General features: G+C 67.9%; 19 protein-coding genes and 1 tRNA gene. 10 read left to right on the top strand and 10 right to left on the bottom strand.

Annotated elements, in window-relative coordinates; all coding sequences use genetic code 11:
* Entirely contained in the window at positions 1 to 786 is a 786-nt protein-coding gene (locus V6D91_RS05155; RefSeq protein ID WP_347318376.1) for an RNA methyltransferase, read from the bottom strand.
* A gap of 23 nt (positions 787 to 809) precedes the next feature.
* Between V6D91_RS05155 and V6D91_RS05150 the strand changes: the two genes are divergently transcribed.
* Positions 810 to 1,613: an inositol monophosphatase family protein gene (locus V6D91_RS05150; RefSeq protein WP_347318374.1), complete on the top strand. Its 804-nt coding sequence runs from the start codon at positions 810 to 812 to the stop codon at positions 1,611 to 1,613.
* 141 nt (positions 1,614 to 1,754) lie between these two features.
* On the opposite strand, the gene secF is transcribed toward V6D91_RS05150, so the two are convergent.
* From secF to queA, 5 genes are all read right to left on the bottom strand, one after another.
* Entirely contained in the window at positions 1,755 to 2,690 is a 936-nt protein-coding gene (gene secF / locus V6D91_RS05145) for a protein translocase subunit SecF (RefSeq protein ID WP_347318372.1), read from the bottom strand.
* A gap of 1 nt (position 2,691) precedes the next feature.
* Positions 2,692 to 4,560, bottom strand: a complete 1,869-nt coding sequence (secD, locus tag V6D91_RS05140) for a protein translocase subunit SecD (RefSeq protein ID WP_347318370.1) — start codon at positions 4,558 to 4,560, stop codon at positions 2,692 to 2,694.
* Positions 4,561 to 4,645: 85 nt separating this feature from the next.
* Entirely contained in the window at positions 4,646 to 4,987 is a 342-nt protein-coding gene (gene yajC / locus V6D91_RS05135; RefSeq protein WP_347318368.1) for a preprotein translocase subunit YajC, read from the bottom strand.
* A 67-nt stretch (positions 4,988 to 5,054) separates the two neighbouring features.
* The gene (tgt, locus tag V6D91_RS05130; protein ID WP_347318366.1) at positions 5,055 to 6,182 is read right to left on the bottom strand and encodes a tRNA guanosine(34) transglycosylase Tgt; all 1,128 of its coding nucleotides are present in this window, start codon (positions 6,180 to 6,182) and stop codon (positions 5,055 to 5,057) included.
* The gene (gene queA, locus V6D91_RS05125) at positions 6,172 to 7,239 is read right to left on the bottom strand and encodes a tRNA preQ1(34) S-adenosylmethionine ribosyltransferase-isomerase QueA (protein ID WP_347318365.1); all 1,068 of its coding nucleotides are present in this window, start codon (positions 7,237 to 7,239) and stop codon (positions 6,172 to 6,174) included. The genes tgt and queA overlap by 11 nt, the downstream gene beginning before the upstream one ends.
* A gap of 83 nt (positions 7,240 to 7,322) precedes the next feature.
* On the opposite strand from queA, the gene V6D91_RS05120 reads away from it, so the two are divergent.
* The 7 genes from V6D91_RS05120 (at position 7,323) to V6D91_RS05090 (ending at position 13,671) form a co-directional block, all read left to right on the top strand.
* Positions 7,323 to 7,409 (top strand) — tRNA-Leu (locus V6D91_RS05120).
* Between the two features lie 94 nt (positions 7,410 to 7,503).
* Positions 7,504 to 8,394 (top strand): tetratricopeptide repeat protein, encoded by an 891-nt coding sequence (locus V6D91_RS05115; protein ID WP_347318364.1) that lies wholly within the window; start codon positions 7,504 to 7,506, stop codon positions 8,392 to 8,394.
* Positions 8,395 to 8,410: 16 nt separating this feature from the next.
* Positions 8,411 to 9,328, top strand: a complete 918-nt coding sequence (locus V6D91_RS05110) for an ATP-binding cassette domain-containing protein (protein ID WP_347318362.1) — start codon at positions 8,411 to 8,413, stop codon at positions 9,326 to 9,328.
* Positions 9,328 to 10,098, top strand: a complete 771-nt coding sequence (locus V6D91_RS05105) for an ABC transporter permease (protein ID WP_347318359.1) — start codon at positions 9,328 to 9,330, stop codon at positions 10,096 to 10,098. Before V6D91_RS05110 ends, V6D91_RS05105 begins: the two co-directional genes overlap by 1 nt.
* Before the next feature lie 136 nt (positions 10,099 to 10,234).
* A complete protein-coding gene (locus V6D91_RS05100) occupies positions 10,235 to 12,079 on the top strand; it encodes a diguanylate cyclase (RefSeq protein WP_347318357.1) in 1,845 nt (614 codons plus the stop codon).
* 254 nt (positions 12,080 to 12,333) lie between these two features.
* Positions 12,334 to 13,047, top strand: a complete 714-nt coding sequence (locus V6D91_RS05095; RefSeq protein ID WP_347318355.1) for a pirin family protein — start codon at positions 12,334 to 12,336, stop codon at positions 13,045 to 13,047.
* 9 nt (positions 13,048 to 13,056) lie between these two features.
* A complete protein-coding gene (locus tag V6D91_RS05090; protein WP_347318353.1) occupies positions 13,057 to 13,671 on the top strand; it encodes a class I SAM-dependent methyltransferase in 615 nt (204 codons plus the stop codon).
* 504 nt (positions 13,672 to 14,175) lie between these two features.
* On the opposite strand, the gene thiS is transcribed toward V6D91_RS05090, so the two are convergent.
* The 4 genes from thiS to V6D91_RS05070 are packed head-to-tail and all read right to left on the bottom strand — an operon-like array spanning position 14,176 to position 18,791.
* The gene (gene thiS, locus V6D91_RS05085) at positions 14,176 to 14,376 is read right to left on the bottom strand and encodes a sulfur carrier protein ThiS (RefSeq protein WP_347318351.1); all 201 of its coding nucleotides are present in this window, start codon (positions 14,374 to 14,376) and stop codon (positions 14,176 to 14,178) included.
* A gap of 4 nt (positions 14,377 to 14,380) precedes the next feature.
* Positions 14,381 to 15,853, bottom strand: a complete 1,473-nt coding sequence (gene gspE / locus V6D91_RS05080) for a type II secretion system ATPase GspE (RefSeq protein WP_347318349.1) — start codon at positions 15,851 to 15,853, stop codon at positions 14,381 to 14,383.
* Entirely contained in the window at positions 15,853 to 17,964 is a 2,112-nt protein-coding gene (gspD, locus tag V6D91_RS05075) for a type II secretion system secretin GspD (protein WP_347318347.1), read from the bottom strand. The genes gspE and gspD overlap by 1 nt, the downstream gene beginning before the upstream one ends.
* 8 nt (positions 17,965 to 17,972) lie before the next feature.
* The gene (locus V6D91_RS05070) at positions 17,973 to 18,791 is read right to left on the bottom strand and encodes a type II secretion system protein N (RefSeq protein ID WP_347318345.1); all 819 of its coding nucleotides are present in this window, start codon (positions 18,789 to 18,791) and stop codon (positions 17,973 to 17,975) included.
* 120 nt (positions 18,792 to 18,911) lie between these two features.
* On the opposite strand from V6D91_RS05070, the gene V6D91_RS05065 reads away from it, so the two are divergent.
* Both V6D91_RS05065 and V6D91_RS05060 read left to right on the top strand, forming a co-directional pair.
* Entirely contained in the window at positions 18,912 to 19,607 is a 696-nt protein-coding gene (locus V6D91_RS05065) for a sulfite exporter TauE/SafE family protein (protein WP_347318344.1), read from the top strand.
* Between the two features lie 121 nt (positions 19,608 to 19,728).
* A complete protein-coding gene (locus tag V6D91_RS05060) occupies positions 19,729 to 20,322 on the top strand; it encodes a rhodanese-like domain-containing protein (protein ID WP_347318342.1) in 594 nt (197 codons plus the stop codon).
* Positions 20,323 to 20,401: the final 79 nt, after the last annotated feature.

Below are 20,401 nucleotides of genomic sequence, written 5' to 3'. Positions count from 1 at the left end.
TCAGTCCTGTCTGTGGGTGTGTCGCTGCACCGCGGTCAGCATGCCGCGCAGGATGTCGACCTCGTTCGGCGTGACGCGGGCGCGCTGCAGGAGATGGCGCAGCTTCTGCATCAGGTGGCGCGGATTGGCAGGGTCGAGGAAGCCCAGTCCCTCGAGCACCGCTTGCCAGTGCGCGAGCAGGTTCTCCACCGCATCATGCGGGGCGGGCGCTGGGAGTTCAACGGCTGGCAGGATACCCTCATCCTCCAGCAGGGCCTGGCGTAGCTCGTAGGCGGTCACCTGCACCGCCTGGGCGAGGTTGAGCGAGCTGTAACCCGGGTTGGCGGGGATGACCATGTGGGCGTGGCAGCGTCCGAGTTCGGCGTTGGTGAGGCCGGCGTGTTCGCGGCCGAACACCAGGGCCACCTCGCGGCCCGCCTGGGTGAGCTCCCGGGCGGCCTGTCCGGCGGCCTGGCGCACCGTTAAAAGCTCGTGCGGTGCATCGCGCAGGCGGGCGCTGGCGCCCACCACCCAGTGGCAGCCGGCCAGCGCCGCGTCCAGGGATTCAACGATCTGCGCGGACCGGAGCACATCGGTCGCCCCGGAGGCCATCGCCTCCGCCTCGGTATCGATACTCGCCTTCGGGGCGACCAGCATCAGCCGGGCAAGGCCCATGGTCTTCATGGCCCGCGCGGTGGAGCCGATGTTGCCGGGATGCGTGGTGCCGACCAGTACAATCCGAAGGCGCGCAAAACGCGGGTCCTGGCCGGGAATGCTCGGTCCGGCTGTGGTATCCTGTTGAGTCATCTTTCTTTCACAGATTCGTCGTCATGCATCCGATGCTGAACACCGCCGTGCGCGCCGCCCGCGCCGCGGGCACCGTCATGTTGCGCGCCAGCTCGCGCCTCGACAGCCTGAATGTCGAAAGCAAACAACGCAACGATTTCGTCACCGAGATCGACCGCCAGGCCGAGGCTGTGATCCTCGACATTCTCGGCAAGGCCTACCCCCAGCACGCCTTCCTTGGCGAGGAGACAGGCCGCAGCGGCCAGGGCGGCAGCGACTTCCAGTGGATTATCGACCCGCTCGACGGCACCACCAACTATCTGCATGGCATCCCGCAGTACGCCATCTCCATCGCCCTCGAGCACCAGGGCCGGCTGGAGCAGGCGGTGGTGTACGACCCGGTCAAGGACGAGCTGTTCACCGCCAGCCGCGGTGGTGGCGCCTTCCTCAACAGCCGCCGCATCCGTGTCACTGGTCTCAAGGGCCTGGAAGGCGCCCTGCTCGGCACCGGCATCCCGTTCCGCGACGACCAGCCGATCGAGCCCTTCCTCGCCACCCTGCGCGGCATGCTCGGTCCGATCGCCGGGATCCGCCGCGCGGGCTCCGCGGCCCTGGACCTCGCCTACGTGGCCGCGGGCCGCCTGGATGGCTACTGGGAATTCGCCCTCAAGCCCTGGGACATGGCGGCGGGCCTGCTGCTGGTGCGCGAGGCGGGCGGCATGATCACCGACTTCGCCGGCGGCGACAACTCGATGAGGAGCGGCAACGTCATCGCCGCCAACCCCCGTCTGCTGCACAGCATGTTGACCGTGGTGCAGAACAGCGTGGGGCCGGAGTACCACCGCTGAATCCTTGCCCTCCCCGCGCGTTTGCAAGGGGAGGCACGTCATCGGCCTGGCCCTCGTGGGTAGGAGCGGCGCCCCGCCGCGATCGGGCGCAAGCCCCATCGGCCCGAGGGCGGGCCTCCTACCCTACCCTACACTGCTGATTTACGGCCGCCCGTCCGCCTCTGCCTCGGCCTTCTCCGGCTTGAGCAGGTCGGCCCGCTTCAGGCCCAGCGCCAGCGCCAGCGAGGAGGCGACGAAGATCGACGAGTAAGTTCCGGAGAGGATGCCGACGATCAGGGCATAGGCGAAACCGTGCACCGCATCCCCGCCGAGGTAGAACAGCACCAGCACGGTCAGGAAGGTGGTCAGCGAGGTCATGGTGGTGCGCGAGAGGGTGTCGTTGGTGGCGCGGTTCATCACCTCGATGGGCGTGGCCTTGCGCATCTTGAGGAAGTTCTCGCGGATGCGGTCGAACACCACGATGGTGTCGTTGATCGAGTAGCCCATCACCGCCAGCACCCCAGCCAGCACGGCAAGGTCGAACTCGAATTCGAAGAAGCTCAAAAAGCCGAGCACAATGATGACGTCGTGGGCCAGCGCCTGGATCGCGCCGAAGGCCAGCTTGAATTCGAAGCGCAGGCCGACATAGGCCATGATGCCGAGCAGGACGAACAGGATCGCCATGGCGCCGTTCTCGATCAGCTCCTTGCCCACCGCGGGCCCGACGAACTCGACCCGGCGCATCTCCGCCCCCGCATCCACCGTGCGCATGGCCTCCAGCACTTGGCCGGAGAGCTCGGCCTGCTTGACCCCCTCCTGCGGAGGCAGGCGCACCAGCACGTTGTTGCTCGCGCCGAAGTGCTGCACTACCCCGCCGCCGAGCCCCTTGCTGCTCAACGCGGTACGCACCTTGTCCAGCTCCACCGCCTGCGGGTAGGCCACCTCGACCACCATCCCGCCAGTGAAGTCCAGGCCGAAGTGCAGGCCCTTGGTGGCCAGCGAGAGGATCGAGGCGAGGACGAAGAAGATCGTCACGGCATAGCCGATGTAGCGCTTGCCGAAGAAGTCGAAGTTGGTGTTGTTGGGGATCAGGCGCATCTCACACCCCTCCGATGGCGATGGACTTGAGCCGCGCCTGGCGGCCGTAGGTGAGGTTCACCAGCGCGCGGGTGACGAGGATGGCGGTGAACATGGAGGCCAGGATGCCGATCGACAGGGTCACGGCAAAGCCCTTGATCGGCCCGCTGCCGAAGGCGAACAGCGCCAGCGCGGCGAGCAGGGTGGTGAGGTTGGCATCCAGGATGGTGGCGAAGGCGCGCTCGTAGCCCGCATGGATGGCGGCCTGCGGCGTGTTGCCGTTGCGCAGCTCCTCGCGGATGCGCTCGTTGATCAGCACGTTGGCGTCCACCGCCATGCCGAGGGTGAGGACGATGCCGGCGATGCCCGGCAGGGTCAGGGTGGCCTGCAAGAGCGAGAGCACGGCCACGATCAGCACCAGGTTGGCGAGCAGGGCAACGTTGGCGAACACACCAAACAGGCTGTAGTAGAGCACCATGAACACGGCCACGGCGACGAAGCCGACGACGGCCGCGGTCACGCCCGCCTTGATGTTGTCGGCACCCAGGCTCGGACCCACCGTGCGCTCCTCGATGATCTCGATCGGCGCGCGCAGGGCACCGGCGCGCAGCAGCAGGGCCAGGTCGCGCGCCTCGTTGCCGTTGGCGAGGCCGGAGATCTGGAAGCGGTTGGAGAGCTGGTCGCGGATGGTGGCGATGTTGATCACCTCCTCCACCACGTACTTCTTCTTCACCAGCTGGCCGTTTTCCTCAACCGTCTCGATCTTGTTCTCGATGAACACCACCGCCATCGGCTTGCCGATGTTCTGCCCGGTGACCTCGCTCATGCGCCGCGCGCCCTTGCCGTCCAGGTTGACGAACACGGCAGGCGAGCCGCTCTGCTGCTCGATGCCGGAGGCGGCGCCGACGATCTGATCGCCGGTGATGATGACCTGGCGCTTGAGCAGCACGGGGCCGCCGTCACGCTGCGGGTAGAGGCGCGCCCCGACCGGGACGCGGCCGCTCTTGGCGGCATCCTCCCAGTCGGCCGGGCTGCCCTCGACCAGGCGGAATTCCAGGGTGGCGGTGGCACCGAGGATCTCCTTGGCGCGCGCGGTGTCCTGCACGCCCGGCAGCTGCACCACGATGCGGCTATCGCCCTGCTGCTGGATGACCGGCTCGGCCACGCCCAGCTCGTTCACCCGGTTGCGCAGGGTGGTGATGTTCTGCTCCAGCGCGGCCTTGCGCTCGGCCAGCACGGCCTTCTCGCCAAAGCGGGCGGTGAGGAAGAAGTCCTTGCCGTCGTCGCGCTCGGCAAGTTCGAGGTCGGGGTACTGCCGGGCGATGGCCTTGCGCGCCGCCTCACGCTCGGTGGCATCCGCAAAGCGCACCAGCACGTCCTCGCCCTCCAGGCCGACGGTCAGGTAGCGCAGCTTCTCGCTGCGCAGATAGCTGCGCAGGTCCTCGACGGTGCGCTCACGCAGTTGCCGGAGTGCCGCGTCCATGTCCACCTCCATCAGGAAGTGCACGCCGCCGCGCAGGTCCAGGCCAAGGTACATCGGCTTGGCTCCCAGCGCGGTGAGCCAGGCCGGGGTGTTGGGCGCGAGGTTGAGGGCGACGATGTAGCCGCGCCCCAATTCCTTGCGCAGCACATCGGCCGCCTTGAGCTGGGTTTCGGTGTCGGCAAAGCGCGCCAGGAGCTGCTGGCCGGCAAGCTCGATGCGCTTGGGCGCCAGGCCGGCCTGGGAGAGCGCCCGCTCGATGCGCGCACGTTCCGCCTCACCGACGACGGCGCTGCGCGCGCTCACCTGCACGGCGGGGTCCTCGCCGTAGATGTTGGGCAGGGCATAGATCAGCCCGAGCACCAGCACAAGGATGATGAGAAGGTTTTTCCAGAGTGGATAGCGGTTCATGCACTCGCTCCCGTCATTGGGGGCCCGGGCCGCCGCCCGGTCAAAAAAACGAAGGCCCCACGCTTGCGGGGGCCTTGGCGAGGGATCAGGCGCCGCGCAGATCGCGGAGGGTGCCTTTGGGCAGCACGGTGGTCACGGCGGAACGCTGCACGATGATCGTGGTGCCCTCGGCCACCTCGAGGGTGATGAAGGCATCGGTCAGCTCGACCACCCGGCCGACCAGACCGCCGGAGGTCAGCACCTCGTCCCCCTTGGTCAGGGCGTCGATGAGCTTTTTGTGCTCCTTCTGGCGCTTGATCTGCGGGCGGATCAGGAGGAAGTACATGACGGCGAAGATGAGGATGAGCGGCAGGAAGCTCATCAAGGGATCGGGCTGCTGGGCAGCGGCGGCCGGGGCCTCGGCCATGGCGACGGAAATGATGTCCATGAGGATTAATACCCTTGGGGGTGGTTAAGGCAAATCGTCCGGCATTATGCCACAGGGGTGGGTGGAGTCAGTCCGCGGCGTCGATGCCCGCCCGGCGCTTCTGGTAGAACGCCTCCCTCCAGGCCTCGAAACGATCTTCGGCAATCGCCTGGCGGATCTCCCGCATCAGCTGCTGGTAGTAGTGCAGGTTGTGGATGGTGTTCAGGCGCCCGCCGAGCATCTCGTTGCACTTGTCCAGGTGGCGCAGGTAGGCGCGGCTGTAGTTGCGGCAGGTGTAACACGTACAGTGCGGGTCGATCGGACGGGTGTCATCACTGTAGCGGGCGTTGCGGATGCGCACATCGCCCCACTGGGTGAACAGGTGGCCGTTGCGCGCATTGCGGGTGGGCATCACGCAGTCGAACATGTCCACCCCGCGGCGCACCGCCTCAACGATGTCCTCCGGCTTGCCCACGCCCATCAGGTAGCGCGGACGATCCTGCGGCAGGAGCGGGGTGGTGGCGTCCAGCACCTTCAGCCGCTCCTCCTCCGGCTCGCCGACCGACAGACCACCGATGGCGTAGCCGTCGAAGCCGATCTCCATCAGCCCCGCCGCCGAGGCCTCGCGTAAGGCGGGGTACATGCCGCCCTGGACGATGCCGAACAGGGCGGCAGCATCCTCCCCCTGCAACTCAAGATGCGCCTTCTTGCTGCGCTCCGCCCAGCGCAGGGACAGCTCCATGGAGAAACGCGCCTGCGACTCGGTGGCGGGGTAGGGGGTGCACTCGTCGAAGATCATCACGATGTCGGAGCCGAGCGCGTGCTGCACCGCCATCGAGGTCTCGGGGTCGAGGTGCACCTTGCTGCCATCGACCGGCGACTGGAAGCGCACCCCCTCCTCGCTGATCTTGCGCAGGCCGGCGAGGGAAAACACCTGAAAGCCCCCCGAATCGGTCAGGATCGGGCCGCTCCAGTGCATGAAGTCGTGCAGGTCGCCGTGCTTCTTGATCACCTCCACCCCCGGCCGCAGCCAGAGGTGGAAGGTGTTGCCGAGGATGATCTCCGCGCCGATCTCGCGCAGCTCCTCCGGGGTCATGGCCTTGACCGTACCGTAGGTGCCCACCGGCATGAAGGCGGGGGTCTCGACGGTGCCGCGGGCAAAGGTCAGGCGGCCGCGGCGCGCATGGCCGCAGGTTGTGAGCAGGTCAAACTTCATGGCTGGAACGATCCACGGCGGACGGATGCGGGGTCAGAAACATCGCGTCGCCATAACTGAAGAAACGGTAAGCCGAGGCGACCGCGTGGCGATAGGCCCCCATCACGGTCTCATAACCGCCGAACGCGCACACCAGCATGAGCAGGGTGGAGCGCGGCAGGTGGAAGTTGGTGAACAGGGCGTCGACCACGCGGAAGGTGTAGCCTGGGGTGATGAACAGGCGGGTATCGCCCTGCCAGGGGGCGAGCTCCCCGCCGTGCGCCTGGGCGGCGGACTCCAACGCTCGCACGGCGGTGGTGCCGATGGCCACCACCCGACAGCCGCGGGCGCGGGTGGCGCGGATGGCCTCGACCGTGGCCTCGGGCACCTCGATCCACTCGGCATGCATGTGGTGCTTGGCCACGTTCTCCACCCGCACTGGCTGGAAGGTGCCCGCGCCGACGTGCAGGGTCACCCGCGCCGTCTCCACGCCGCGCGCCCGGATCGCCTCGAGCAGGGCCTCATCGAAGTGCAGGCCGGCGGTGGGGGCGGCCACCGCGCCGGGGCGGTCGGCGAACACGGTCTGGTAGCGCTCGCGGTCGCTCGCCGTGTCCGCACGCTCGATGTAGGGCGGCAGGGGCATGTGGCCGTGGGCCTCCAGCGCCGCAAGCAAAGACGCGCCCCCCTCGACGAGCCGCAGGTGGAACAGTTCATCCGCCCGCCCGAGCATCTCCAGCACCACCCCGCCCTCCATGTGCAGTCGGGTGCCAGGCTTGGGCGCCTTGCTGGCGCGCACGTGGGCAAGGGCCTCGCGCGCGTTCAGCAGGCGCTCGATCAGCACCTCCACCTTGCCACCGCTGTCTTTCTGCCCATGCAGCCGCGCCGGGATCACGCGGGTATCGTTGAACACGACCAGATCGCCGGGCTGGAGCAGGGTGGGCAGATCGCGCACGGCGGCATCGCGCCAGGTCCCGGCTGCGCCATCCACCACCAGCAGGCGGGCGCCGGAGCGTTCGGGCAAGGGGGTCTGGGCGATCAGTGCTTCGGGCAGATCGAAATCGAAATCGCTGACTTTCATAAAGGAAGGCTTCATGGCGGGCGAGGATACCATGCCGCCCTTGGCCCCCGGCGCTCCGGGCATGTAGAATCGGCTCTCCCCGTGCCGGAATGGCGGAATCGGTAGACGCAGCGGACTCAAAATCCGCCGCTGGCGACAGCGTGAGGGTTCGAGTCCCTCTTCCGGCACCATCCTGTTTCTCTAAGTCTGCGGGCGGCTTAACCTGTGCCCTGACGCAATCTTATTTCCTCTTCTCGTTTTTGCCTCTTTTGCTGGGAGAGCACCATGCGTTTTCGTTACCTGATCGCCTTGACTGCCTTGATGATGCCCCTTGGCTCGACTGTCGCCGCGGAGGTCAAGCCAGAGACCGCAGCCAAAGCGCATGCCAAGTCACCCAGCACGGCCAAGAAAGCGGCCAAGGCCGCCGCCGGCGCGGCTGCGGCCTACAGTGTGGCGAGTGTCGCCGCCGTCTCCAGCGCGCCGGCGGCGGAGGAAAAGAACCAGCGTTGTCTCGAGGCCGTGAGTGGCCAGAAGATGGCCGAGGCTGAGACCCTCTGCCGCCAGGCCCTGGCCGAGGCGGAGAGGTCTGCTCCCAACAGCAAGCACCATGCGACGGCGCTGAGCAACCGCGCCGCCCTGCTGGCCCAGCAAGGCAAACCGGCCGAGGCCGAGGCCGATTACAAGCGCGCGCTTGCCATGTACGAGTCGGCGCTGGGGCCCAACCATCTTGCCGTGGCCACCAGTGCCAGCCAGCTGGCCGGCTTTTACTACCAAAACGACCGCTATGCCGAGGCTGAGCCGCTCTACGAACGTGCCCTGGCCATCGACGAACGTGCCCTGGGGTTGGATCATCCCGAGGTGGCGAAGGACATCTACAACCTGGCCAATGTGCAGGCCCTGCTCGGCAAGCATGAGGAGGCCAATACCGCCTACAAGCGCAGCTTCTCCATCCGCGAGAAGGTGCTCGGGCCGAACGATGCTGCCGTGGCGCGCAGCCTCTCCGGCATGGGGGTGAATCTGGCCATGGCCGGCCATCTGAACGAGGCCGAGCAGTCGCTCAGCCGCGCCGCGCAGATCCATGAGAAGAACCTGGGTGCGGATCATCCCGAGACCCTCTACTGCCGCAACTGGCTCGACAAGGTGCGGGCTCAGCGCCTCTCCGCCCTCGGCCAGTAAGCCCCTCGCCCTGCCGATGTCCACCCCGGCCATCGTTGTCCGCGGCCTGAGCAAGGTCTACGACGGCCTGCGGGTCGTGGATGGCATCGATCTGTGCGTGCCGCGCGGCATCTGCTTCGGTCTGCTTGGCCCGAACGGCGCGGGCAAGACCACCACCCTACGCATGCTGCTCGGCCTCATCCCTCCGACCACGGGCGAGCTTGCCGTCCTGGACATGCCTATGCCGGAGGCGGCACGCGCGATCCGCGCCAGGATCGGCATCGTGCCGCAGGCCGACACCCTCGACCCCGACTTCACCGTGGTCGAAAACCTGCGCATCTACGCCGCCTACTTCGGCCTGCCGCGCCCGCTTGTCGAGGAGCGCATTGAGGGCCTGCTCGAGTTCGCGCGGTTGCAGGACCGGCGCGACGCCCGCGTGGAGAGCCTCTCCGGTGGCATGAAGCGGCGCCTCACCCTGGCCCGTGCCCTGATCAACGCCCCCGAGCTGGTCGTGCTGGACGAGCCGACCACCGGCCTCGACCCGCAGGCGCGCCATCTGCTGTGGGGGCGGCTGGAGGAGCTGCGCGCGCGTGGCACCACCCTGCTGCTGACCACCCACTACATGGAGGAGGCCGAGCGGCTGTGCGACGAATTGGTGGTGATGGATCACGGTCGCATCCTCGATCAGGGATCGCCACGCGAGCTGATTGCCCGCCATGTCGAGCCGGAGGTGATCGAGGTGCGCGGCCTGCCGGTCGATGCACCGCCGCCGCTCGACATCCCCGCCGACTGCCGCGTCGAGCGGCACGGCGGCAGCCTGGTCATCCACACCCGCGACAGCGTGGCCTGCATGGCGCAGCTCGGCGGGCACCCCGGCCTGACCGTGCTGCATCGCCCGGCCGGCCTGGAGGACGTGTTCCTGCGCCTGACCGGGCGCGAGCTGAGGGACGGCTGATGGCCTTCGACCTGTCCATCCCCGGGGCCCTGGCCGTCTTCCGGCGCAACTTCTTGGTCTGGCGCCGGCTGTTCTGGCCTGCGCTGGTGATGAATCTGGGCGAGCCCGCGCTCTACCTGCTCGGCCTGGGGCTCGGCCTCGGCACCTTCGTCGGCACCCTGGACGGGCTGTCCTACTTAGCCTTTCTCGCCTCGGGCCTGGTCGCCTCCAGCGCCATGAACACCGCCACCTTCGAGGGCATGTATTCGGTTTACACCCGCATGGTGCCGCAGAAGACCTACGAGGCCATGCTCGCCACACCGCTGCAGATCCAGGACATCCTGCTTGGCGAGATGCTCTGGTGCGCGGCCAAGTCGGCCTTCAGCGCGGCGGGCATCCTGCTGGTCGCGGCCCTGCTCGGCGTGGTGCATGGCTTCTCTGCCCTGTGGGCGTTGCCGGCCGCCTTCCTCACCGGCCTGGCCTTCGCCGGGCCGGCCATCGTCATGAGCGCGCGGGCGAGCAACTACGACTTCTTCAACTACTACTTCGTCCTCGTCATCACCCCGATGCTGCTGGTGTGCGGGGTGTTCTACCCCGTCGACACCCTGCCCGAGGCGATGCGCGCCCTCGTCGACTGGCTGCCGCTGACTCACGCGGTGGAGCTGATCCGCCCGCTGATCGTTGGCACCGAGCCCGCTCGCCCGCTGCTCAACCTTGCCGTGCTAGCCGCCTTTGCCGCCGCAAGTTTTGCCCTCGCGGTGATCCTCGCGCGCCGCCGGCTGGTGCACTGATTTCCTTCTGCAAGAATCCAGCATGAACTAGGCTTGATGGGCAAGCTGGGATATGCCCCGGCTTGGGCGCGCGCCTTGACCCTGGCGGGACGGGGTTAGGGTGGGCTTCATCCGCCATCACGTCGGAGGCGTCCGCATGTCCGCATCCGCCGTCAGAGCCAATCTGCTCGTTGCGCTGGGCTATGTCGCCCTGGCGGGGCTGGTGACGGTCTTCTTCGATCTTCCGGCCCCCCTGTGGCCCTCCACTGGCCTTGCGGTGTTCGCCATCCTGGCGGGGGGCATGCGCTGGATGCCCGGTGTCGCCCTCGGCTCGTGGTTGGCCAACGACCTCCTCATGGGCTGGGGCACCACCGGCGCCTTGTGGGTCACCCTGGGCAATGTGCTCGGACCGGTGCTGGGCATGGCGCTGTTCCGCCGAGCGGTCAGTGAGGTGCAACGTCCCTTCGACACAGCCCTGGGCGTTGCCGCGTTCTTCCTCCTGCTGGGCGGGCTCAATGCCCTGGTCTCGGCGGCCTTCGGCGCTACGGGCGTCGCCTTCATCGAGGGGCAGGGCGAGGCTGGGCTCGTGCCCACCTTCATGCGCTGGATGATCGGGGATATTTCGAGCGCCGTGTTGCTCGCCCCGGTCTTTTACCTGTGGTGGCGCGACCCCAGGCCCCGCGCCCCGGTTCATGGCTGGTTCGAGGCCATCGCCTCCGCCTGCCTGCTGTTCGGCCTGACGGCTTGGGCGTTTTTTCAGCCCATGGAGGGGCCCGTCGCATCGGGGCTGGTGCCCCTCATCCTCCTGCCGCTGATCTGGATCGCCCTCCGTGCCTCCTTGCGCGATGCCTACACCCTGCTCGCTGTCGCCTTTCTGATCATGTTGGCCGGAACCCTGCTGGGGCGGGGGCCTTTCGCTGCGCTCGGTGCGGAGCAGGCCATGACGGCCCTGCAGCTGCGCATCGTGGTGCTGGGGGCGATCGTCCTGCTTGCGAGTGCGCTGGACGGCGAGCGGCGCCGGGCCATGCATGCCCTGGCCGAGCTCAATGCCCATCTCGAGGAACGGGTGGCTGAGCGGACCGCGCTGATCGAGGCCAGCCGTGAGCGCCTGCGTCAGATCGTCGAATCCCTGCCCTCGCCCATGGTGATGAGCCGGGCAGAGGATGGCCTTCTGATCGAAATCAACGATGCCGCGGCCCATACCGTCGGCTTCAGCCGTGGCGAGTTGCTCGGCTCCCGGACGGTGGATTTCTATGTCGACCCTGGCGAACGGGATGCCCTGCTGACCACCCTGCGAGACCAGGGGATCGCGCGCCAGCACGAGCTGCGCGTCCGCCACCGTGATGGGAGCATCCTTTGGCTGTCGGTATCGGCCGCCCTGATGCCGGATGGCGAGGAGGCATTGATTCTGTTCACCTTCCAGGACATCACGCCGAGCAAGCGGCGCGAGCACGAGCTGGAGCGGCTGGCCACCATCGATGGCCTGACCGGCGCACTCAATCGGCGCCAGTTCATGCTGGAGGTCGGCCAGCGGCTGCGGGAGGGGGCGCTGCACGCCAGCCCGCTGGCCATGCTGATCCTGGATCTCGACCACTTCAAGCAGGTCAACGACTCCCGCGGCCACCTTGCGGGCGACGAGGTGCTGCGTCAGGTCACCGCGACCGCGATGGCCACCCTGCGCCATCAGGACCTGTTCGGCCGGCTCGGCGGGGAGGAGTTCGGAGTGCTGTTGATGGATACCGACGAGCGGGGTGCCCGCGAGCTGGCCGAGCGCCTGAGGGTTGCGGTGGAGGCCATGAGCATCGCCCTTGCGGATGGCGGCGTCATCCACCCCACCATCAGCATCGGCGGCGTGCAGGCCACGGCCCGGGTCGATGCCCTGCCCAGCACTGTGGATCTGCTGACCCGTGCCGACCGGGCGCTGTACCATGCCAAGTCCTCCGGGCGGAACCGCGTGGTGTTCTGGCAGGAGAGCCTGCCTGACAAGCCCCGTCCGGCCTGACCCCCGCACTGACCAGGCTGGGTCAAAAGCCTTTGACACAGCCTGGAAATGCGAGGCATGGATGGCTCGCGCGAGCATCAATCACAATAAGTGATTGATGCTCGGAGCCCGTCGCGGGCGTGTACCGCGACGAGGCGAGTTTCAAAAGGGCAGGACAGCCCTTTTGAAACAGTCTGTGATGGGGGCATCGCCACGCCTGACTCCGCCGGGCGCTACACTTCACCGCACACACGGTGCCTTGAGGGAGAACCCACATGAGCAGTCCCATCCGGCCGGACCATCTTGAGGAGGGCGCGAGCGCCTCGGTGCGGCGCCTGCTGCCCACCGCGCGGCAGGGTCCGATCGACCCCTTCGTGTTCTTCGACCACTTCCATGCCGGCGCGGGGGCGGGGTTCCCCGATCATCCGCACCGCGGCTTCGAGGCCATCACCCTGTTGCTCGCGGGCGAACTGCGGCATACCGACAATCTCGGCAACGATGCCACCCTGCGCGCGGGCGAGGTGCAGGCCTTCAGCGCCGGGAGGGGGATGGTGCACGCGGAAATGGTGGGCGCCGAGCAGGCCGCCGAGGGGCTGCAGCTGTGGATCAACCTGCCTCGCGCGCTCAAGGGCATCGAGCCAGGCTACCAGAGGCCGGCGCGGCCGCGCCGGGTGGTGGCCGCCGGCTTTGAGCTGCTGCTGATCACCCATCCGGAGGGGCCGATCCGGCTGCATACCCCCGCCTTGGTCGCCCTGCTCGAGCTTGCCCCCGGCGAGACCTTCACGCCCCGCGCGCCGGAGCACTGGCGTGGCTTCGCCTATGTGCTGCGCGGGCGGCTGCGTTGCCATGCGGGGGAGGCGGGCGCGGGCGAGGGGCTGCGCCTGGAGGGGGGGAATCCCCTGCTCAGCGAGGAGGGCGCGTTCGCCCTGATCGCCCTGGGCCAGCCGCACGGGGAGCCGATCCTGATGCGCGGCCCCTATGTCGATTGAGGATCGCCGATGAGTTCTCCGCGTGATTTCTGGAATGCCCGCTATGCCGAGACGCCCCTCGCCTATGGCGAGGCGCCCAATGCCTTTGTCGTGCGCGAGGCGCATCGCCTGCCCGCAGGTGGCCACATCCTGTTGCCTGGCGACGGACAGGGGCGCAACAGCATCTGGCTGGCGCGCCAGGGCTACACCGTCACCTGCGTGGACTGGAGCGGGACGGGGCTTGCGCGTGCCGAGGAACTTGCGGCGCGCCACGGGGTGCGGATCAGGACCGTCTGCGCCGACCTTTCGTTGTGGGACTGGCCGAAACAGGCCTTCGACGGCGTGGTCGCCGTCCACCTGCACCTGCCGCCCGACGTCCGCCCCGCAGTGCACCGGGCGATGCTGCATGCCCTGCGGCCGGGGGGCGTCCTGCTGCTGGAGGCCTTCGACCTGGAGCAGGTCCATTACCGCAGCGGTGGCCCGGGCCGGCCGGAGTTGCTCTATTCGGCCGAGATGCTGGCGGAGGACTTCGCCGAGGGGGGCATCCTGCTGCTGGAGCGTGCGCAGGTGGTGCTGGACGAGGGGCCCTACCACCAGGGGCCGGCGGAGGTGGTCCGGGCCATCGTGCAGCAGCCCGCCGAGTAAAGGGGGCCAGGGCGCTCGCATGAAGATGTGAGGTCTTCGTGCAAGTCCGAGAAAATACAATGGCACCCCGTTGCCATGAGCGCCTTGCAGAAGGGATTTCGCCGCGGCACGCGGCTCCCACAACCGGAGTGCCCTCCTTGCTCCCCTCCCCCTGGAGGGGGGAGGGGATGGGGGAGAGGGTGAAGCCCACTTGGTCTGGAAGGAGCGCAGCAAAAGCCATAAAGCCCCACGATCGCGGCCTTCGACCTTCAGGGCACCTCGACAAACCTCCTGAACGTGAAGCTGGTGCAGCCTGCGGGGCCGATGGCTGCGTCGCTGCTTCGCTCACCCCCTCCCCAACCCTCCCCCCTCCAGGGGGAGGGGGCTGCCCACGCTCGGGTCTTGGCCCACCTCCAAACGTCCAAGGGGCTCGGGGGGAGCCCTACGCAAACAAGACAGTTGCTCCCACGCGCCTGACCGGATCTTGTGGGAGCGTGTCGCCGCGATGACGCGAGCAAGGTCGAGTCAGCCGCCGCCGATCGCCCGCACGACCTCGACCTTGTCGCCTTCGCGCAGGAGGTGTGCTGCGTGCTCGCCGCGCGGGACGATCTCGCCGTTGACCTCGACCGCCAGGCGCTGGCCGACAAGGCCCAGCTGCTCGATCAGGGTGGCGATGCTGGCGCCATCCTCGATGGCATGGCTTGCGCCGTTCAGGATGATGTTCATGGTTTCAGGATCCCGTGTCCTCGACCGTCACGCGCAGCACCTCGTCCAGGCTGGTGAGACCCGCCATGACCTTGGCCAGGCCGTCCTCGCGCAGGCTGGGGCTGGACTTGCGCACATGGGCCTCCATCGCCTGCTCGCTCGAGCCGTCGTGGATCATGCGCGCCAGGGTGGCGTCGACGGTGATCAGTTCATGAATGCCGGTGCGCCCGCTGTAGGCGCGCGCGGCGCAATCGCCTTCGCGGCGTGCGCGATAGAGCGTAGGAGGTGTGGCTGCATCAAGGCCCAGCATGGCGCACTCGGCAGTATCCGGGATGAAGGCTTCCCGGCATTCAGGCAGCAGGTGCCGCACCAGGCGCTGGGACACCACGCCGATCAGGCTGGAGGCGAGCAGGAAGGGCTCCACCCCCATGTCGCGCAGGCGGGTGATGGCGCCGATCGCGGAGTTGGTGTGCAGGGTGGAGAGCACCAGGTGGCCGGTGAGCGAGGCCTGCACGGCGATCTCGGCCGTCTCCAGGTCGCGGATCTCGCCCACCATCACCACGTCCGGGTCCTGGCGCAGGATGGCGCGCAGGCCGCGGGCAAAGCTCATGTCCACCTTGGGGTTGACCTGGGTCTGGCCGACGCCGTCCAGGTCGTACTCGATCGGGTCCTCGACGGTGAGGATATTGCGCTCGCGCGCGTTGATGCGGGAGAGCGCGGCATACAGGGTCGTGGTCTTGCCCGAGCCGGTGGGGCCGGTGACCAGCAGGATGCCGTGCGGACGGTGGATCAGCTGCTCCAGCCGCGCACGGGTATGCGGAGCCATGCCGAGCCGTTCGAGGTCGAGCCGGCCGGCCTGCTTGTCGAGCAGGCGCAGCACCACCCGCTCGCCATGCGCGGAAGGGAGGGTGGAGACGCGCACGTCCACCGGGCGCCCGGCGAGCTTCAGGGCGATGCGGCCATCCTGCGGCAGGCGCTTTTCGGCGATGTCGAGCTGGGCCATGACCTTGATGCGCGAGGTGATCAGCGGGGCCACCGCGCGCGGCGGCTCCAGCACCTCGCGCAGCTGGCCGTCGACGCGAAAGCGCACCACCAGGCGGTTCTCGAAGGTTTCGATGTGGATGTCCGAGGCCTCCTCGCGGATCGCCTCGGTCAGAAGGGCGTTGATCAGGCGCACGATCGGCGCGTCATCCTGGGCCTCCAACAGGTCGGCCGGCTCGCCCAGACTGCTCGCGGCGCGGGCGAGATCGACCTCGCCGAGCTCGCCCAGGCTGTCCATCGCCTCGCTCGAGCCGCGCTGGTAAGCACGGGCGAGCAGCTGGTCGAACGTGGCGGGATCGACCTCGCGCAGGGCGAACGGCTGCCCGATGACGCGCCGGGCCTCGCCGATGGCGGCCACGTCCGGCTGGGGGCGGTGCAGTAGCACGATCCCCTCGCCCTCGGCCTGCATCAGCAGACCGTGGCGCTTGGCGAAACCGTAGGGCAGGACGGTGGGCATCACGGGGTCGCGGGCGGGGTGGCACCGCCCGGGAGGTTGATCTGGTAGCCGCCGCCCAGCTCAGGCAGGAGCGGGTAGTCGCTCGGCACGGCAAAGCCGAGGGGGTTGTGCGAGAACTCGACCTGCTTTTCCCGGAAGGCGTTGTACTTCTCCGCCGTGTAGCGGTTGGCCGAGGCGCCATCGCGCAGCACGACGGGGCGGATGAAGATCATCAGGTTGCGCTTGCCGCGCGTGGTGCTGCGGTACTTGAACAGCTCGCCGACCAGCGGGATGTCCCCCAACAGGGGTACCTTGCTGGCCTGGTCGTTGACCGTTTCGTCCATCAGTCCACCCAGCACGACGATGTCGCCATCCTGCGCCTGCACCACCGTCTTCACGTTACGCTTGTTGGTGATCAGCCCCGCGTCGCTCTTGGCGGTGGCGTCGATGCTCGACACCTCCTGTTCAAGCTCCAGCCGCACCGCACCCTCCGGGCTGATGGAGGGTTTGACCTTGAGCTTGACGCCGATGTCTTCGCGGTTGACGGTCTGGAAGGGGGTGGTCGGGGTGGTGCCCGCGCCGGTGCTGGCGTAGGAGCCGGTCAGGATGGGGACGTTCTTGCCCACCACGATGCTGGCTTCCTGGTTGTCCATGGTCAACAGGCTCGGGGTGGAGAGGATGTTGTTGTTGGCATCCCCCGCCAGGGCGGAGACGATGACGCCGAAGCGGGTGTTGCCGGAGAAATCCCCCACACCAAAGTTCATGCCATCCCCAAGATTCGCCAGCGCCGCGCCGGCGATGGCTGTGCCTCCGCCTGCGGCCGCGCCGGTGATGGCGGAGAGCAGGCCGTTGAAGCTCACCACCCCCGCCGGCTGAGTGCCGTCCCGTCCGGCGGCGGCCATCTGCACCCCGAGTTTGCGCGAGAAGTCGTCCGAGACCTCGGCAATGATGGCCTCCACCAGCACCTGGGCGCGGCGGATGTCGAGCTGCTTGATGATCGACTCCAGCTCGCGCATGACGTTCGGCGGGGCGGTGATGACCAGGGCATTGGTCGCCTCGTCGGCGATCACGATCGCATCCTGCCGTCCACCAACCCCGACCAGGCCCGCATTCACGGTACCGCCGCCCACGTTCGTGGTGCTGCTGGCCGTCGCGCCCATCCCGCCGCCAAGGCTGGAGGATGAGGAGCCCAGCGTGGTCGTGCTGCCCTCGCGCGCCACCGGCCGGTTGCTGCCCTGCAGGATGGGCACCAGCTCGCGGGCGCGGGCGTACTTGAGGTAGAACACCTGGGTGTTGCCGGCCCGCTCCAGCGGGGTGTCCAGGTACACCACCACCGCGCGCAGCTTCTCGCGCTCGGTCTTGTCGCCGGAGAGCAGCACGCTGTTGGTGCGCTCGTCGGCGGCGAAGCTGGCCATGGTGCGGCTGTCCGTGCCCGGGGCGGCCCCGGGCGCCGCGGCGCCGCTCGGGCTCATGCGGCTGCGCAGCTGGGTCAGGGTCTTGACGATGTCCGTGGCCGAGGCGTGTTTGAGGCGGATGGTTTCGATCTCATCCGATCCCGGGTGATCGACCCGCGCGAGGATGTCCTTCATCCGCGCCACGTTGCCGGCGCGGTCGGTGAGGATCAGGCTGTTGGATTCCGGATGCACCGACAGCGCGGCCTGCTGCGGCATGAGCTGGCGCAGCGCGGTGAGCAAGGGGGCGGCCTGCACGTGGCGCAGGGTGACCACCTCCGTCACCAGCTCGTCGGCCCCGCGCGCGGCGCTCACGGGCCCCACCTCCACGCCGTCCTGCTTGGCATTCACGTCCGGCACGATCTTGATCACCTCGCCCTTGGGCACCGCGGCGAAGCCGTGCACCTGAAGCACGGACAGGAACACGTTGTACAGCTCGTCCGGCGGCATCGGCTTGGCCGAGATCAGGTTGACCTTGGCCTTCACCCGCGGGTCGACGATGAAGTTCTTGCCCGTGGCCTCGGACACGGTGGCGATCAGAGCCTCGAGGTCGGCATCACGCAGGTTGAGGGTCACCATGCCGTTGCCAGCCGGGACACTGCCTGGGGTCTCCGCCGCATGGAGCGGCGGCTGGAGGGCAAGCAGCGCGAGGGCCGCGAGAATCATCGGAGAGCGTCGCATGGCCTGGTTCATCCGTTCAAATCGATCCGAAGCGGCGTTTCGATGCCGTGGCGCAGCACGACGGCATCCAGCGCGGCCGCGTCGCGCAGGTTGTTCATCAGCCCCGCGATGTCCGGCGCCTCGAGCAGCGAGCGGCCGTTGACGCTGAGCAGGATGTCGTCCGGTTCCAGCCCCGCGCGCTGCAGCAGGGCGGGGTCGCGCAGGGCGCGGATCCGGTAGCCGCGGATCTGTCCCGCCTCGACCACCGGTTCCAGGCGGAAGTGCTTCGCCAGTTCGGCGGGCGAGGACTGCAACAGCGCGCGCAGGCTCCCAGTGGCGGCGGCCTTGGGGGGCGATGCGGGCGCGGACCCCGACGGCAGCGTCTCCTTGGGCAGGGCCAGACGCTCCAGGGTGCCGGCCCGCTCCAGCAGCACGTGGTCGGCCAGCACGGAGCGTAGGATGGCGCCGCCCGGCAGGCGGTCACCCGCGCGGTAGACGCGCTCCGGCTGACCGCTGGCCGCGATCAGCGCCAGTCCCTGGCCGGCCAGCACCCCGCGCAGGGCCAGTGGCAGGCGGGTGTCCTGCGCGGATCCACCATCGAGCACCTGCGGCCGCCCCCACGGGGCGGCGGCGTTGATGGTCTCGGCCAGCCTTGGGGGCTGGGCAACGGATGGTGCGGGCTCAGCCCCTGGGGACAGGCTCGGGGAGGCGGGCGAGGGTGGTGCGGGGAGCATCTGCCAGGTCCATTGCGCCAGTGTCCAGGTCAGCCAGCCCACGGCCGCGGTCATGGCCAGGGGGCGTGACCAGCGGACAGCGAGGGGGGCGAGCGCGCGGGGCTGAAAATCCATAACCGGGCATTCTATGCGAGGGCGCATGACCGTGCCATGAACATTGCTGTGCGCGTGGACATCGCGGCCGCGTAGGCTTGGCGCTAACATGGGCGGGGATTGATTGCCGGATACCTGTTCATGCCTGCCGAAGCCTCCTTTTTTGCCGCCTTCCTCGTTGGCCTGCTGGGCGGGGTGCATTGTGTCGGCATGTGCGGCGGGATCGTCGGCGCGCTGACCTTCGGCCTGCCGGCCGAGGTGCGCGCCTCCCCCGCACGGGTGTTTCCTTATCTCTTGGCCTACAACCTGGCGCGTATCAGTGCCTACACCGTGGCCGGTGCGCTCATGGGCGGGCTCGGCTGGCTGGCGATGGACCTCGTGGCGTTCAATGCCGCGCAGCAGGTGTTGCAGGTGCTGGCAGGCCTGTTCATGGTCATGCTCGGCCTGTATCTGGCCGGCTGGTGGGCGGGGCTTGCCCGGGTCGAGCGGGCGGGCGGGGTGATCTGGCGGCGCATCGAACCGATCGCCCGCCGTCTTTTGCCCGTGCGCTCGCCGCGCCAGGCGCTCATGCTCGGCTTTTTGTGGGGCTGGCTGCCCTGCGGCCTGGTCTACAGCACGCTGATCTGGGCCTTGGCCTCAGGCCATCCCGCGCAGGGTGCCCTGCTGCTGCTGGGCTTTGGTCTCGGCACCCTGCCCAACCTGCTGCTGATGGGCGTGTTCGCCGCCCAGCTCGGGCGCTTCCTGCGCAAGCCCATGGTCCGCTCACTCGCGGGCGGCGCGGTGGCGCTGTTCGGTGTGTACACCGCGCTCCTGCCGTTGGTTCACCCGCTTGCATAGAGCTTGATGCGTGCATGAGAAGTTTCTATTTCCCTGGCAGGCATACATGGTTGACATTCATGCTTCGAATTAGCATCTGCTAATGTTTTTCGTCGGACCAAGTCAATAAAAGGAAAGCCAAGTGAAGAAGAAGATCCTGTCTCTTGCCGTTGTCGCCGTTTTCGGCGTCATGACCATGGGCCCTGTGATGGCCGGTGAAGTCGATCCGGCGACCGTGCCCGAGAAGAAGCAGACCACCCTCAAGCTGTATCTGACCGCCAAGGAAGCCTATGACATGAAGAAGGCAGAGGGCGATAAGGTGCTGCTGATCGACGTGCGTACCCCGGAAGAGATCCAGTATGTCGGAAATCTGGGGGACATGATGGATGCCAACATTCCCTACCAGTTCAACGATATCTCTGGCTATGACGAGAAGAAGAAGGTCTATGCCAGCTCGCTGAACAGCAACTTCGTCGCCGAGGTTGAGGAGCTGGTCAACAAGCGCGGCCTGAACAAGGACAGCACGATCATTGTCTCCTGCCGCTCGGGCGATCGCAGCGCGGTGTCGGCCAACCTGCTGGCCAAGGCCGGTTACACCCATGTGTACAGCGTGTTCGATGGCTTCGAGGGCGATCTGTCCAAGGATGGCCGCCGCTCCGTCAACGGCTGGAAGAACGCGGGCCTGCCGTGGACCTACAACATGGACAAGGCGAAGATGTATTTCATCCTGCGCTGAGCCACAGCGCCGCGCTGCGGCGCGTAATGAAAAAGCCCCGTGCGGACCGAATCGCACGGGGCTTTTTTCATTCTTCACC

It is taken from the genome of Thiofaba sp. EF100 (assembly GCF_039822285.1).
Lineage (GTDB): Bacteria > Pseudomonadota > Gammaproteobacteria > Halothiobacillales > Halothiobacillaceae > Thiofaba.
This window is presented reverse-complemented; position numbering and strand designations above follow the sequence as displayed.